Below are 13,938 nucleotides of genomic sequence, written 5' to 3'. Positions count from 1 at the left end.
GGCGCTCGATTCTACAAACGGCCCGCCCGCGACAAACAGCCGGCCCCGCGACGGTGCGCGGAGGCATCGATTCACTTGCCCTGGAGAGGAAGCCATGACGACCAGCGTGACAGTCCCCGAGGACGACACATTCTACCATCCGCCACCGTCGCTGCTCGAGGGCGAGCACGGCGAGGTGATCTGGTCCCGCCCGCTCTCGGGCGAGGCGGCGATCGCGTCGGCGCGGCTCAACCAGCTCGTGCTCTACCGTTCGAGAGATGTCCACGGCAAGCCGATCGCGGTCTCCGGCATCGTCGCGCTGCCCCGCAAGCCCGCCCCGGAGGGCGGCTATCCGATCGTGAGCTGGGCGCACGGGACGGTGGGCTGCGCGGACTCGTGCGCGCCGTCGCGCGACACGATCACGTCGCCGGCGCACCCCTGGAACGAGTACCCGCACGGGCTCCTCAGCGCGTTCCTGGACAGGGGCTGGGCCGTGGCGATGACCGACTACGAGGGGCTCGGCACGGACGGGCTGCACCCGTACCTGCTCGGCGAGTCCCAGGCGCACGGCATCCTCGACATCGCGCTCGCCGCGCGCCGGCTCTTCCCCGCGGAGCTCTCGAGGAAGCTGGCGATCGTGGGCCACTCGCAGGGCGGCCAGGCGGCGCTGTTCGGCGCGCACCACGCCCCGATCTGGACGCCCGATCTCGACCTGCGCGGGGTCGCGGCGATGGCCCCTGCCTCGGGGGTCCACCTCCTCGTCGCCGCCGGCACCACCCTGGACTACGCGCAGCCGGGCTTCGCCTTCACCGCGCTGTTCCTGGCGGGCGCCATCGCCGGCAACCCGAACATCGACCCGGAGGAGCTCCTCACGGTGAAGGCCTACAGCGTGTGGCACCACATCCACGAGCGGGCGCGCGTCGAGCTGGCCAAGGACGACTCCTGGGGCGGGCTCAAGGGGAACGAGCAGCTGCGCCCGGAGCCGAACCCCAGCAAGAAGGCGTTCTTCGACCAGCTCGAGCTCATGAACCCCGCCCTCCGCATCCTCGCCCCGATCCGGATCTCCCAGGGCGCGAAGGATCAACGCATCCGGGCGGACTTCACGAGGACGCTCCACCACCAGCTCGCCGCGCTGAACGGCCCCGTCAACGTGACCTACAAGGAGTACGAAGAGGTCTCGGCGACGCACGATCCGGTCGAGCTCGGCTTCCACTTCGGCCTGATGGACACGGACCTCCCCAGCCTGACGAGGTGGCTGGAGGAGCGGTTCGCCGACGCCGCGCCGGAGGCGCCGACGGCCAGCCCCCGGTAGCGGCCTGGACGGCCCGCGGGCGGCCGCGCCGAGCACGAGCCGGCCCGGCGTCGAGGCGCCTCGGGGCTGTCAGGCGGAGCGGCAGCGCGCCACGGCCGAGGAGCCGCGGGCGGCGCGGGCAGGGGCGCTCATGCCGGCCGCGGAGGCTCCGGGGCCAGCGGGTGGCGCGCTTCCCGCTCTTGCCGCCCGCGCGCGTCTTCACCTACCCTCTCGCGCATGGCCAACCCCACCGCGCTCCTCGAGACCTCCCTGGGCAACATCAAGATCGAGCTGTACGTCGACAAGATGCCCGTCACCGCCGGAAACTTCCTCAAGCTCGCGAAGAGCGGGTTTTACGACGGGCTGCACTTCCACCGCGTCATCGACGGCTTCATGCTCCAGTTCGGCTGCCCGCACAGCCGCGATCCGAAGAGCCGGCTGGCGGGCACGGGCGACGGGCCCGACGGCTGCATCAAGGACGAGCACCCGGCCGGCGCCAAGCTCTCGAACGAGCCCGGCACGCTCTCCATGGCCAACACGGGCGCCCCCAACAGCGGATCGTGCCAGTTCTTCATCAACACGGTCCACAACGCCTACCTCGACTGGTTCACGCCCGGCCCCTCGAAGCACCCCGTGTTCGGCCGCGTGATCGAGGGCATGGACGTCGTGCACAAGATCGAGAAGTCGCCCACCGACGGGAGCGATCGGCCCGTGACCCCGATCCGCATGAACCGCGTCGTCGTGCAGGACTCCTGATCCGCGCGGCCGCAGCCGCGGCGCGCGCCTCCCGCCCCATCCCCCCCATCCCCGAGGCTCGGCGCCGGCTCCGCGCTCTCGCAGCGCCTCGTGGGCCAGCCCTTCCCGACACCCCACATCGTCTGCCTGCGACGCGCCTATGGGACCAAGGTCCCATGGCGCGATCCCAGCTCCCGGGACTAGATCCAGCGGGCCGCGCGACGGTGCGCGGAGGCATCGATTCCCATGCAGGGATCGCGCCCTTGAGCGCGCTGCCGCCCGGGACGTGCGCTCCGCCGGGCCGCGGCGCGCGCGGGCCATCTCCCCAGCTTTCACGGGAGCGCGCCTCGACGCGCCAGACGAGCAACCATCGAATTCCAAGGAGGCGAGTCCATGACGAGCAACAGCACGCCGATCATCAACACGGTAGAGGGCCCGGTCCAGGGCGTCGTCGAGAGCGAGATCCTCGTGTTCAAGGGCATCCCGTACGCCAGGCCGCCCGTGGGCGACCTGCGCTGGAAGGCGCCCCAGCCGGTCGAGCGCTGGGAGGAGACCCGCAAGGCCGACGCCTTCGGCATGGCCTGCCTCCAGCCCACCTATCCCTCGATGGATGGCGCGGGCAGCGTGGGGCCGCAGAGCGAGGATTGCCTTTACCTCAACGTCTGGACGAGCGGCGTGGACCCCGGCGCGCTCAAGCCCGTCATGGTGTGGATCCACGGCGGCGCCTTCAAGATCGGCGTCGGCAGCGACAAGATCTACGGCGGGGGTCGGCTGGCCAGGCAGGGCGCGGTGGTGGTGACCTTCAACTACCGCGTGGGCCTCCTCGGGTTCTTCGCCCATCCGGGCCTGGACCGGGAGCTCGGGCCGGTCAACTTCGGCCTGCTCGATCAGATCGCCGTGCTGGAATGGGTGCAGCGCAACATCGCGGCGTTCGGCGGCGACCCTGGCAATGTCACGATCTTCGGTCAGTCGGCGGGGGCCGAGAGCGTCCTCGCCCTGTTCGCCTCCCCGCTCTCGAGGGACAGGAGCCCGGCCCTGTTCCACAAGGGCATCGCGCAGAGCCCCTACGCGATCCCGGAGCAGACCCGGGTGAAGGCGTCGGAGCTCGGCGTGAAGGTCGCCTCCGGGCTGTTCGGGCTCAATGGCGCGCAGGCCACGGCCGAGGAGCTGCGGGCGGTGCCGGCCGAGAAGTTCAGCGAGAAGTTCATGCCGACCCCGGAGAACCCGCGCGGGCAGGTGCCGTTCCTGGGGCCGAGCCCGGTGCGCGGCGACACGGTCCTGCCGACGGGGCTCAGGGCCACCTTCGAGGCCGGCGAGCAGGCGAAGAAGCCGCTCATCGTCGGCACCAACAGCGACGAGGCGAGCGTCCTCGACGCGTTCGGCATGAATCCGGCGGAAATCATGCAGATGATCATCGACGCGGGAGGCGAGGACGCCGAAAACGCGCTGGAACAGCTCAAGGGTCTTTACCGCAGCGACCCCGAGGTGACCGAGGAGGACCTCAAGGACCCGAGCCGCTTCGCCGGCCTGGTGCTGCGCGACATGCTGTTCACCGCGCAGGCCCGGTGGCTCGCGGACAAGCACTCGAAGGCGGCCGAGACGCGGTGGTACTACTTCAGCTACGTGCCCGAGGGGGACCGCCAAGACCAGCCCCACGGCGTCCCGCACGGCGGCGAGATGATGTTCCCGTTCGGGGGCATCAAGCCCAGGTTCACCGCGGCGGATCGGACGATGTCCGAGAAGGTCAGCAAGTACTGGTTCTCCTTCGCGAGCAAGGGTACGCCGGAGGGCGACGTGGCGTGGCCCAAGCACGAGACGGGGGGGTTGCTCATGCGGGACAAGACCCTGAAGCTCGGCGAGACGATCGAGGTCGCGTACGACTTCAGGAAGGTGCGCCTCGACGCGCTCATCGCGCAGTACCCGAAGCTCGAGGCGGCGCTCGCGGCGGGCGCCGGCTCGGGCGGCGGGCAGCGGTAGGGGGCTCGCCAGCCCTCGCTGACTCGCTCCCGCGCTGCGCTCGGCGCCGGTCCAGCATGACGTCCACGAGATCGGGATGAAGGACGTCGCGGACCTCGAACCGCCAAGAACGCCAAGAAGACATCCTATCTTGGCGTCCTTGGCGCCTTGGCGGTTGATTTCTCGCTCGCCCTTCAGCCGCCGGCGGAGGCGAGGCTCTTGGGCTCGAGGCCGCCCTTCTTGACGATGAAGGCGGCGATCTCCTCGACGCCCTTGTTCTCCTTGAGGTTCGTGAAGAGGAACGGCCTCTCGCCCCGCATCTTGCGGGCGTCGCGGTCCATCACCTCGAGGCTGGCGCCGACCATGGGCGCGAGATCGATCTTGTTGATGATGAGCAGGTCCGACCGGGTGATCCCGGGGCCGCCCTTGCGCGGGATCTTGTCGCCGGCCGACACGTCGATGACATAGAGGGTCAGATCGGCGAGCTCCGGCGAGAAGGTCGCCGCCAGGTTGTCCCCGCCGGACTCGACGAACACGAGGTCGAGCGGGGCGAGGCGCTGCGCGATCTCGCGGACGGCCGCCAGGTTGATCGAGGCGTCCTCGCGGATCGCGGTGTGGGGGCAGCCGCCGGTCTCGACGCCGACGATGCGCTCGGGGCTGAGCGCGCCCGAGCGGGTCAGGAACTCGGCGTCTTCCTTCGTGTAGATGTCGTTGGTGACCACGGCGACGCGCCACTCGTCGCGCATGCGCTTGCAGAGGCGATCGACGAGCGCCGTCTTGCCGGAGCCGACCGGCCCTCCGATACCGACGCGGAGGGGACCGTGAGTGCTTGCTGTCATGATCGAAACAACCTCGTGTGTTGGGTTTCGTGGTGCATCGACGAGAGATCGACCCCCGGCGTCGCGGCGCCGATGCGGTCGAGCGGCGTGTCGCGGGCGCGCCGGGCGGCGGCGACGATGACCGGCTGGAGCGCCGCCACGACGCGCTGGCCGTCCGTCTGGCCGAGCGGGACCAGGCGGATGCCCGCCGAGACAAGGCTGGAGCCGAAGGCGTGCAGGTACGCCGTCAGCGCCGGATCGAGCGGGACGCCGTGCGCGGCCGCGGCGAGCCCGACCGCGACCGGGAACGGCGCCTCGCCGGCGTGGCGCGCCGCGAAGGCGTCGAGGCGCGGGTGCGGCCAGGCGGCGCGCGTGATGGCGAGGAACGCGGCCCCCTGCTGCGCGCTCTCCAGCGCGAGCTCGCGGGTGCCCCGGAGCGCCGCCCCGAGCTCGGCCACCTCGTCGAGCTCCCGGTCGTGCTCCGCGCGGTAGGCCGCCGCGAGGAGGGCCGCGTCGACCCGGCCAGAGCCCTCGCCGAGGATCGCCGCGACCCAGGCCCGGAGCTGCTCGGCCGTGCTCAAGAGGCCCGCCTCGACCGCCCACTCCAGGCCGTGGCTGTAGCTGAAGCCGCCGACCGGGTAGGCCGGCGACATCCAGCTCATCAGGCGATAGAGCGCGTCATCGCCCACGGAGGTCACCCGTGTCCGCGTCCGTGATCGTGCGGATGCCCGTGTCCATGCTCGTGAGCGTGCCCGTGATCATGGTCGTGCGAATGCTCGTGAGCATGGGAGTGCCCATGATCGTGAGCATGGGAGTGCCCATGATCGTGAGCGTGGGCATGGTCATGCTCGTGCGTGTGCTCATGCTCGTGAGCATGAGCGTGCCCGTGCCCATGGGAATGCCCATGCTCGTGAGCATGCGGGTGCCCATGCCCGTGCGGCGCCTTCTGGTCGTACGCGCCGCGCTCCGGCGTGAACGGCGCGCGGAGCGGCGTCGCCTCGGCGCCGAGCCCCCGGACCATGTCGACGATCACGTGATCGTACCGGATGAGGATCCGCGCGCCGTCGAAGGCGGCCGGGATATGACGGTTGCCGATGTGCCAGGCGATGCGCGGCAGGTCCGCGGCCTCGCGGCACGTGACCGCGACGAGCTCCTCGTCCGCCGCGCGGACCAGGAGCCAGCCGCCGTCCTCGAGGCGAAGGCCGTCCCCGTCGCCGAGCACGGTCGCCTCCGGCAGGTCGAGCAGGAACTCCCACCCCGCGTCGGTCGCGAGCCGGATCCGCCGGCGGTGGCGGTCGTCGTAGTCGAGCGTCACGCGCGCCTCGGCGGCGGTCTCTGGGGTGCTCCCGCGGGGGATGACGTGGATGGCGCGTCGCATGTCAGAACAGGAAGTAGCGCTGGGCCATGGGGAGCACCTCCGCCGGCTCGCAGGTGAGCAGCTCGCCGTCGGCCTTCACCGTGTAGCGCTCCGGGTCGACCTCGATGCGCGGCGTGGCGCTGTTGTGGATCATGCTCGCCTTCGAGATCCCGGACCGGGTGTTCTCCACCGCGACGAGCGGGCGCGACAGCCCCGCGGCCGCCCCGACCCCGCGCGCGAGCGACGCCTGGCTGACGAACAGGACCGAGCTCTCGATCGCGCTCCGGCCATAGGCCGCGTACATCGGCCGGTAGTGCACGGGCTGCGGCGTCGGGATCGCGGCGTTGGGCTCGCCCATGAGCGCCATGGAGATCGAGCCGCCCTTGAGCACCATGTCCGGCTTGACCCCGAAGAACGCCGGCGACCAGATCACGAGATCGGCGAGCTTGCCGACCTCGACCGAGCCGATGTGCCGGCTGACCCCCTGGGCGATGGCCGGGTTGATGGTGTATTTCGCGACATACCGCTTGGCGCGGAAGTTGTCGTTGTCCTGCGTCTCCTCCGGCAGCTTGCCGCGCTGGCGCTTCATCTTGTCGGCGGTCTGCCAGGTCCGCAGCACGACCTCGCCGATGCGCCCCATCGCCTGGCTGTCGCTCGACATGATCGAGATGGCGCCGAGGTCGTGCAGGATGTCCTCGGCGGCGATCGTCTCCTTCCGGATGCGGCTCTCGGCGAACTTCACGTCCTCCGGGATGTCCTTCTTGAGGTGATGACAGACCATGAGCATGTCGAGGTGCTCGGCCACCGTGTTCTTGGTGAACGGCCGGGTCGGGTTCGTGGACGCCGGCAGCACGTTGGGCACCCCGGCCAGCGTGATGACGTCGGGCGCGTGGCCGCCCCCGGCCCCCTCGGTGTGGAACGAGTGGATCGTCCGGCCCTTGAAGGCCCGGATCGTGTCCTGGATGAAGCCGCTCTCGTTCAGCGTGTCGGAGTGGAGCGCCACCTGGACGTCGTACGCGTCGGCCACGGAGAGGCAGTTGTCGACGGCCGAGGGCGTGGTGCCCCAGTCTTCATGGAGCTTCAGCCCGCAGGCGCCAGCCTCGATCTGCTCGATGAGGCCGGCGGGCCGGCTCGTGTTCCCCTTGCCGAACAGGCCGATGTTGACCGGCAGCGCCTCGGCGGCCTGGAGCATGCGCCGGAGGTGGAAGCGGCCGGGCGTGCACGTCGTCGCGGTCGTGCCCGCCGCCGGCCCGGTGCCCCCGCCCATCAGCGTGGTCAGGCCCGAGCAGAGCGCCTCCTCGACGAGCTGCGGGCAGATGAAGTGGACGTGCGTGTCGATGCCGCCGGCGGTGACGATCTTCCCGGCGCCCGCGATCACCTCGGTGCCGGGGCCGATGACGATGGTGACGCCGTCCTGCACATCGGGGTTGCCGGCCTTGCCGATGGCGGCGATCCGGCCGTCCTTGAGGCCGATGTCCGCCTTGACGATGCCCCAGTGGTCGAGGATGACGGCGTTCACGATCACCGTGTCGACGGCGCCCTCGGCCTGCGTCCGCTGGGACTGGCCCATGCCGTCGCGGATGACCTTGCCGCCGCCGAACGTGACCTCCTCTCCGTATCCGTGGAGAGCCGTGAGGTCTCGCTCGACCTCGATGAAGAGCTCGGTGTCGGCGAGCCTCACCTTGTCGCCGACGGTCGGGCCGTACAGGCTCGCGTAGTTGAAGGGAGTGATCGTGGAAGCCATCGCCCGGGTCTCCTAGAGTGAACCGTTGATCTTCCCCTGAAACCCCACGGCGGCACGGTCGCCGCCGTAGGCCACCAGGGGCACGTCCTCGTACGTCTGGCCCGGCTCGAAGCGCCTCGCCGTGCCGGCCGGGATGTCGAGCCGCATGCCGCGGGCCCTGTCGCGGTCGAACTCGAGCGCCCCGTTGACCTCGAAGAAGTGGTAATGGCTGCCCACCTGGATCGGACGATCCCCGGTGTTCTTGACGGTGACCGTCGCGCTCGGCCTGCCTTCGTTGAGCACGATCAGGTCTTTTCTTCTGCTGATGATCTCTCCGGGGATCATGGGACCTCCTCCTCGCCTCTACGGCTTGTCGTGCTCGTCCTGGGGGGCCGACATGACCCCGAGCCGCGGGCCGATCGGGTTGTGGACCGTGACGAGCTTCGTGCCGTCGGGAAACGTCGCCTCGACCTGGACGTCGTGGATCATCTCGGCGACGCCCTCCATCACGTCTTCGAGGAAGACCACCCGCGCGCCCCTGCGCATCAGATCCTCCACGGAATGGCCGTCGCGGGCGCCCTCCATCACGAAGTCGGAGATGAGCGCGATCGCCTCCGGGTAATTGAGCTTGACGCCGCGCTCCAGCCGCCGGCGCGCGACCATCGCCGCCATGGAGATGAGCAGTTTGTCCTTCTCTCGCGGGGTGAGATTCATCGACTCCTCCTCAGATCGACCAGAAACGCGGCATGCGCGCCGGGTGCCCCGAGCGCGCCGCCCTGAGCCACGAGACCAGATCGGCGAGATCGCGCCGCACGTGCGCCGGCTCCGCGCCGAGCGCCCGGGCCACGAGCGCCCCGCCGACGAGCGTGACGCCCGCGCGGGACGACCCCCGCGAGAGCCGCGCGCGCGCCTCGTCGACCCACGCCGCCGCGTCGTCGGCGACGAGCAGCAGGAGCCCCGCCGCCGTAGCGCCGCCGAAGCCCGCGGGATTCGCGATCTGCGCGGCGACGTCGCCCGAGAGGTCGAGCGCGTCCGCCCACGTGAGCCGCCCTCCGCGCCGGACGCGCCACACGTCGTGCAGCGCGCCGGCCGTGAAGCGCTCGCCCCGCGCCAGCCGGCCGAAGACGACGAGATCCAGCGCCAGGAGGCTCCCGCCGGGCGCGACGTCGAGCTCGACGCGCCGCTCGAGACGGGCGCTGTCGAACAGGATCGTCTCCTGGGGCAGCCACTCGAGCTCGGCGCCTTCCTCCACGCGGAGCGCGAGCGACAGCCGGCTCGGGGCGCCGAGCGAGGGATAGATCTTCTCGGCGGCCTGGCTCGTCACGGTGGCCGTGGCGCCGCGGGATGCCTCGATGGAGACCCGGAGGACATCGCCGCCGGCCGTCCCGCCGGAGGTCGTGATGAACACCCCGAGCAGCGGCTCGTCCGGCTCTTGCCGCGGGAAGAGCATGCGGCACGGGGAGCGGTGCGCGACGTGCACCGGCCTCGTGCGATCGTGCCGCTCGAAGCGGACCTCGAGAAACCCGTTGTCCCGCTGCAGCCCCAGGCGGCGCTCGGGGTAGTCCGTCGGATCAGCCAATGAGAGCCCCTGTCGATCGTGCAAAGTGCCCCGCCTCGCCGCTCGCCGATCCGGCCTCGGGCTTGTACTCCAGCCGATGCAGCGCTGTCCATAGGACTTTGGTCCGATGCAGGTCGCCTCTCTCGGCGAGCGGGCCAGCCGTGCGCATGCGGGGCTCGCGCTCGCGACGACGTGCGACGCGCAGCCGGTGCTCTGGCGTCAGGAGGTCGAGGATCGAGCCGGATGTCCGTCGTGTAGCGGCCCGGTCACGGTCCTGTCATCTCCGGCTCCGCGATGGAGAAGAATTTGAGCCACAGAGGCACAGAGGGCACAGAAGAGAGAGAGAAATAGCCTTTCTCTCTCTTCCGTCTGTGCCTCTGTGGCTCATTCTCTCATTCTCTCGTGAAACCAGGGATGAGCTCGGGCGACACCTCGAGGGGCCCGATCCGTCGCCGCGATCTCGTCTAGAGTGCGGCCGGCATGCTCGGCCAATCCTCCTTCCCCTGCGGGCGCCTGCGCGTCGCCCTCGCGCTCGGCCTCGGCGTGGCCCTCGCGCCCGCGCCCGCCGCGGCCGACCTCCGGGCGCGCGGCGTGCCGGCGATGCGCGTCTTCGACGTGGAGGACGGCATCCCCCAGATCACCATCAACGCGATCGCCTTCGAGCCCGGCGGCCGGCTGTGGATCGGCACCCAGAACGGCGCCGCTTCCTACGACGGGCGCCGCTTCACGCCCCTCCCCCTGCCGACCGGCGGGGGGTCGAGCTGGGTGCAGGGGATCGCGGTGGGGCAGGACGGCGCGGTCTGGTTCGGGATGATGACCGGCCAGGTCATCCGCTACGCCGCGGGGCGCTTCACGCGCTTCGGGGCCGCCGAGGGGCTCACCGCCGAAAAGCCGATCCGGACGCTCCTCGAGGCGCCCACGGAAGGAGGGCGCGCGGTCTGGGTCGGGACGATCGACGGCCTCTACCGGCTCGACGGCGAGCGGTGGACGCGGGTCGACCTGGGGCCCGGGTTCGAGCACCCGGACGTCCGCTCGCTCCACGCGGCCACGAGCCCCGGCGGGGCGCAGGGGCTCTGGGCTGGCACCGGCGACGGCATCTTCCGCTGCGACGCCCGGGGCTGCGCCCGCTTCGCGAGCACCGCCGACGGGTTGCCCAGCAACGTGGTCATGAGCCTCCTCGAGACCTCCGGGGAGGCGGGGAGCCGCGTGCTCTGGGCGGGCACGAGGGGCGGCGTCGCCCGGCTCGCGGATGGGCGGTGGGAGAGCTTCACCCCCGCGAGCGTGCCCGAGCTCTCGCAGCCCGTGCGGGCGCTCGCCGAGACCGTGAGCGGCACGGGCGCGCGGACGCTCTGGGCCGGCACGTACGGCGGCGGCCTCGCGCGGCTCCAGGGCGGCACGTGGACGGCTCTGACCAAGGCGAGCTCGACGCTGCCGGACGACCACGTGATGGCGCTCGCGGCGGCCGGCGCGGCGCACGGCGGCCGCACGCTCTGGATCGGCACGAACGCCGGCGGCCTCGCGCGCCTGCGGCACGACGGGTGGGTGGGGTTCACGCAGCGGAACGCGGGCCTGTCCGGCAGCATCACCGCCATCGCCGAGGTGCGCGCGCCGGGCGCAGAGGGGGGCCCGCCCGAGCTCTGGGTGGCCATGAACGACGCCGTGGTGCGCTCCTCCGGGCATGGCTTCGCGCCGCTCGACGCGCCCGAGCTCGCCGGCAAGCTCGGCGACCTCCTGACCTTCCTCCTTCCGTCGGCGCGCGAGCCCGGGGTGGTCTGGCTCGGCAGCGACACCACCGGGCTCCACCGCTGGGCCGGCGGGCAGCTCACCACGTACACGGCGCAGAGCTCCCCGCTCCCTCACGACGGCATCCGGTGGCTGTCGGAGTCGCTGGACGGGCGCGCGCTCTGGGTCGGCACGGTCGGCGGGGCCGCGCGCCTCGAGGCGGACGGCGCGTGGCAGGTGTTCACGAGGGCGCAGGTGCCGCTCGCGGACGATCACGTGACCGGCGTCCTCGAGACCGTCGGCCCGGGCGGGAAGGTCTCCACCTGGTTCGGCACCATGAAGGGGCTGTCGCGCCTGCGGGACGGGCGATGGCAGAGCTACACGGCCGCGGACGCGCCGCTCGCCTCGAACGCGGTCGCCGCGCTCGCCGAGATCCGGGGCGCGCGCGGCGCGCGGGCGCTCTGGATCGGCACCCAGGGCGGGATCTCGCGCTACGACCTCGACGCGGAGGCGTGGCTCGAGCCGCTGAACGAGCGGAGCCGGCCGGCGCTGCCGGACGGCATCGTCTACGGCGTGCGCGCGGACGCGCAGGGCCGGATTTACGCCTTCACCGACCGCGGCGTCACCCGCTTCACCCCGCGCGCGCCGACGCCCGACGACCCCGCCGAGCTCGCCGCGTACACCTTCACCGCCGACGATGGGCTGCCGAGCGACGAGTGCAACCAGAACGGCTCGTTCATCGACGGCCAGGGCCGCGTCTGGGCGGGCACGACCGGCGGGGTGGCGGTGCTCGATCCGGCCGAGGAGGTCCCGGACGTCGCGCCGAAGCCGCTCGCGCTCGACGCGCGCGCGCAACGTCCGCGCGGCGCGCTCGCCCTCTCGCCGGGCGCGTCGCTCGCCTGGGACGAGAACACCGTCGCGTTCGAGTACGCGCTCCTGAGCCTCTTCCACGAGCGCAGCACGCGCTACCGCGCCCAGCTCGTCGGCTTTGACGTGGCGCCGAGCGCGTGGGGCGCGGACGCGAGCGCGCGCTACACGAACCTCGCGCCCGGCGCGTACACCTTCCAGGTCTGGGGCCGCGATCACGCCGGCAACGTGGCCGGCCCCGCGACCGTCGCCTTCCGCGTCCAGCCCGCGCCGTGGCGCACCGCCTGGGCGTACCTCGGCTATGCGGCGGCCCTGTCCGCGCTCGCCTACGCCGGCGTGCGCCTGCGGCTCCGGGCGCTCCGGAGGCGCACGCGCGAGCTCGAGCTCCTTGTCGAGCAGCGCACGGCCGAGCTCAAGGCCGCCAAGGACGCCGCGGACGCTGCGAACCAGGCGAAGACCACCTTCCTCGCGAGCATCAGCCACGAGCTGCGCACCCCGCTCAACGGCATCCTCGGGTACGCGCAGCTCCTCCAGCGCTCCGGGCGCCTTGTCGCCGAGGATCGGCGGAGCGTCGACGTGGTGCGCCGGTCGGGCGAGCACCTGCTGACGCTGATCGACGACGTCCTCGATCTCGCCCGCATCGAGGCCGGCCGGATGGATCTCGCGCCGGCGGACGTCCACCTGCCGTCGCTCGCGCGGACGGTCGCGGAGCTGTGCAAGGTGCGGGCGGCGCAGAAGGGGCTCGCGTTCGAGCTCGAGGTCGCGGAGGGCACGCCGGCGTGGGTCCGGGTCGACGAGAAGCGGCTCACGCAGGTGCTCCTCAACCTGCTCGGCAACGCCATCAAATTCACGCGCGCGGGGCGGGTGACCTTCCGGGTCGCGCCGCGCGACGGGCACGCGCGCGGCGGCGTCGTGCTCCGCGTCGAGGACACCGGCCCCGGCATCGCGCCGGCGGATCGCGCGCGCATCTTCGAGCCGTTCGAGCAGGCCGGCGAGCGGCGCGCGCAGGGCGAGGGCGCGGGCCTGGGGCTCGCGATCACGCGCCGCATCGTCGACCAGATGGGCGGCCGCGTCGACGTGGAGAGCGCGCCCGGCGAGGGCAGCGCCTTCACGGTGGCGCTCGATCTCCCCGTCCTCTCCGGCGAATCGGCGGCGGGCGAGCGGCGCGGGGCCGAGGCGATCAGGGGCTACGAGGGAGCGCGCCGGTCGATCCTCGTCGTCGACGACCACGAGGACAACCGCGCCTTCCTACGGGACGCGCTCGCCCCGCTCGGCTTCGAGGTCCTGGAGGCCGCGGGCGGAGGGGCGGCGGTCGCGCTCGCGGCCGGGCGCAGGCCGGACCTCGTGCTGATGGATCTGCGCATGCCCGACCTCGGCGGCGACGAGGCCGCGCGCCGCATCCGCCGGCTCCCCGGGCTGGCGGATGTGCCGATCCTGGCCACGTCGGCCAGCGTCGAGGCGCCCGAGCGCGCGCGCAGCGCGGCCGCCGGCTGCGACGGCTTCCTCCCGAAGCCGATCGAGCTCGGCGCCCTGCTCGCTCTCCTGGAGCGCCGCCTCGCGCTCACCTGGGTCCGCGCGGCGCCCGACGGCGCGCGCGGCGTGGACGGTGGTCGTGGCGGCGGCGCGCCGCCTCGTGAGCTTTTGGTACCGCCGCCGCCGGAGGAGCTCGCGCGGCTCGCCGAGCTCGTCGACCGGGGTCGCATCCCGGATCTCGTGCAGCGCCTCGCCGCGCTCGAAGCGGAGGAGCCGCGGCTCGCGCCCTGGCTCCGGGAGGTGCGCGGGCTGGCCGACGAGTTCCGGATCCACGAGCTCGGCGCGCGGCTGGCTGCGCGCGGCGAGCCGCCGGCGCGCGCTGAGGGCGGCGCCGAGGAGCGCGTGAGGTCCGGGGACGTCTGACGATCCGCAGGTCTTCGCGCTCCGGCGAGGACCTCT

At 72.2% G+C, this 13,938-nt stretch carries 11 protein-coding genes; 4 read left to right on the top strand and 7 right to left on the bottom strand.

Going from position 1 to position 13,938, the window contains the following annotated elements:
- Window positions 1–94: 94 nt before the first annotated feature.
- The 3 genes from WME83_RS13795 (at window position 95) to WME83_RS13785 (ending at window position 3,982) form a co-directional block, all read left to right on the top strand.
- Window positions 95–1,291: a lipase family protein gene (locus WME83_RS13795; protein ID WP_437319741.1), complete on the top strand. Its 1,197-nt coding sequence runs from the start codon at window positions 95–97 to the stop codon at window positions 1,289–1,291.
- A gap of 216 nt (window positions 1,292–1,507) precedes the next feature.
- A complete protein-coding gene (locus tag WME83_RS13790; RefSeq protein ID WP_437319740.1) occupies window positions 1,508–2,026 on the top strand; it encodes a peptidylprolyl isomerase in 519 nt (172 codons plus the stop codon).
- Between the two features lie 372 nt (window positions 2,027–2,398).
- Window positions 2,399–3,982: a carboxylesterase/lipase family protein gene (locus tag WME83_RS13785; RefSeq protein ID WP_437319739.1), complete on the top strand. Its 1,584-nt coding sequence runs from the start codon at window positions 2,399–2,401 to the stop codon at window positions 3,980–3,982.
- Window positions 3,983–4,155: 173 nt separating this feature from the next.
- Here the strand turns inward: WME83_RS13785 and ureG are convergent, their stop codons facing one another.
- Genes ureG through WME83_RS13750 form a run of 7 tightly spaced genes read right to left on the bottom strand, consistent with a single transcriptional unit; the run spans window position 4,156 to window position 9,438 of the window.
- The gene (gene ureG / locus WME83_RS13780) at window positions 4,156–4,800 is read right to left on the bottom strand and encodes an urease accessory protein UreG (RefSeq protein ID WP_437319738.1); all 645 of its coding nucleotides are present in this window, start codon (window positions 4,798–4,800) and stop codon (window positions 4,156–4,158) included.
- A complete protein-coding gene (locus WME83_RS13775; RefSeq protein WP_437321997.1) occupies window positions 4,797–5,441 on the bottom strand; it encodes an urease accessory protein UreF in 645 nt (214 codons plus the stop codon). Before WME83_RS13775 ends, ureG begins: the two co-directional genes overlap by 4 nt.
- A gap of 32 nt (window positions 5,442–5,473) precedes the next feature.
- Window positions 5,474–6,157: an urease accessory protein UreE gene (locus WME83_RS13770; protein ID WP_437319737.1), complete on the bottom strand. Its 684-nt coding sequence runs from the start codon at window positions 6,155–6,157 to the stop codon at window positions 5,474–5,476.
- 1 nt (window position 6,158) lies between these two features.
- Window positions 6,159–7,880 carry an urease subunit alpha gene (gene ureC, locus WME83_RS13765; protein ID WP_437319736.1) on the bottom strand — a complete coding sequence of 574 codons (1,722 nt, stop codon included), beginning with the start codon at window positions 7,878–7,880 and terminating at the stop codon, window positions 6,159–6,161.
- A 12-nt stretch (window positions 7,881–7,892) separates the two neighbouring features.
- Window positions 7,893–8,204, bottom strand: coding sequence for an urease subunit beta (locus WME83_RS13760; RefSeq protein WP_437319735.1), 312 nt, complete (start codon window positions 8,202–8,204; stop codon window positions 7,893–7,895).
- An 18-nt stretch (window positions 8,205–8,222) separates the two neighbouring features.
- Window positions 8,223–8,573, bottom strand: coding sequence for an urease subunit gamma (locus WME83_RS13755; RefSeq protein ID WP_437319734.1), 351 nt, complete (start codon window positions 8,571–8,573; stop codon window positions 8,223–8,225).
- A gap of 10 nt (window positions 8,574–8,583) precedes the next feature.
- Window positions 8,584–9,438 carry an urease accessory protein UreD gene (locus WME83_RS13750; RefSeq protein ID WP_437319733.1) on the bottom strand — a complete coding sequence of 285 codons (855 nt, stop codon included), beginning with the start codon at window positions 9,436–9,438 and terminating at the stop codon, window positions 8,584–8,586.
- A gap of 459 nt (window positions 9,439–9,897) precedes the next feature.
- Between WME83_RS13750 and WME83_RS13745 the strand changes: the two genes are divergently transcribed.
- The gene (locus WME83_RS13745) at window positions 9,898–13,902 is read left to right on the top strand and encodes an ATP-binding protein (RefSeq protein ID WP_437319732.1); all 4,005 of its coding nucleotides are present in this window, start codon (window positions 9,898–9,900) and stop codon (window positions 13,900–13,902) included.
- The last annotated feature ends 36 nt before the right edge of the window (window positions 13,903–13,938 follow it).

Origin of the sequence: Sorangium sp. So ce385 (genome assembly GCF_051474135.1) — a bacterium.
Taxonomy (GTDB): domain Bacteria; phylum Myxococcota_A; class Polyangia; order Polyangiales; family Polyangiaceae; genus Sorangium; species Sorangium cellulosum_D.
The sequence above is the reverse complement of the archived record's forward strand: the minus strand, read 5'-3'. Positions and strand labels throughout refer to the sequence as shown.

Excerpts from the sequence above, each read along its gene's own strand:
- WME83_RS13795 (WP_437319741.1), top strand. The coding sequence starts at position 95 with ATGACGACCAGCGTGACAGTCCCCGAGGACGACACATTCTACCATCCG.
- WME83_RS13755 (WP_437319734.1), bottom strand. The coding sequence starts at position 8,573 with ATGAATCTCACCCCGCGAGAGAAGGACAAACTGCTCATCTCCATGGCG.
- WME83_RS13745 (WP_437319732.1), top strand. The coding sequence starts at position 9,898 with ATGCTCGGCCAATCCTCCTTCCCCTGCGGGCGCCTGCGCGTCGCCCTC.
- WME83_RS13775 (WP_437321997.1), bottom strand. The coding sequence starts at position 5,441 with ATGAGCTGGATGTCGCCGGCCTACCCGGTCGGCGGCTTCAGCTACAGC.
- ureG (WP_437319738.1), bottom strand. The coding sequence starts at position 4,800 with ATGACAGCAAGCACTCACGGTCCCCTCCGCGTCGGTATCGGAGGGCCG.
- WME83_RS13785 (WP_437319739.1), top strand. The coding sequence starts at position 2,399 with ATGACGAGCAACAGCACGCCGATCATCAACACGGTAGAGGGCCCGGTC.
- WME83_RS13770 (WP_437319737.1), bottom strand. The coding sequence starts at position 6,157 with ATGCGACGCGCCATCCACGTCATCCCCCGCGGGAGCACCCCAGAGACC.
- WME83_RS13790 (WP_437319740.1), top strand. The coding sequence starts at position 1,508 with ATGGCCAACCCCACCGCGCTCCTCGAGACCTCCCTGGGCAACATCAAG.
- ureC (WP_437319736.1), bottom strand. The coding sequence starts at position 7,880 with ATGGCTTCCACGATCACTCCCTTCAACTACGCGAGCCTGTACGGCCCG.
- WME83_RS13760 (WP_437319735.1), bottom strand. The coding sequence starts at position 8,204 with ATGATCCCCGGAGAGATCATCAGCAGAAGAAAAGACCTGATCGTGCTC.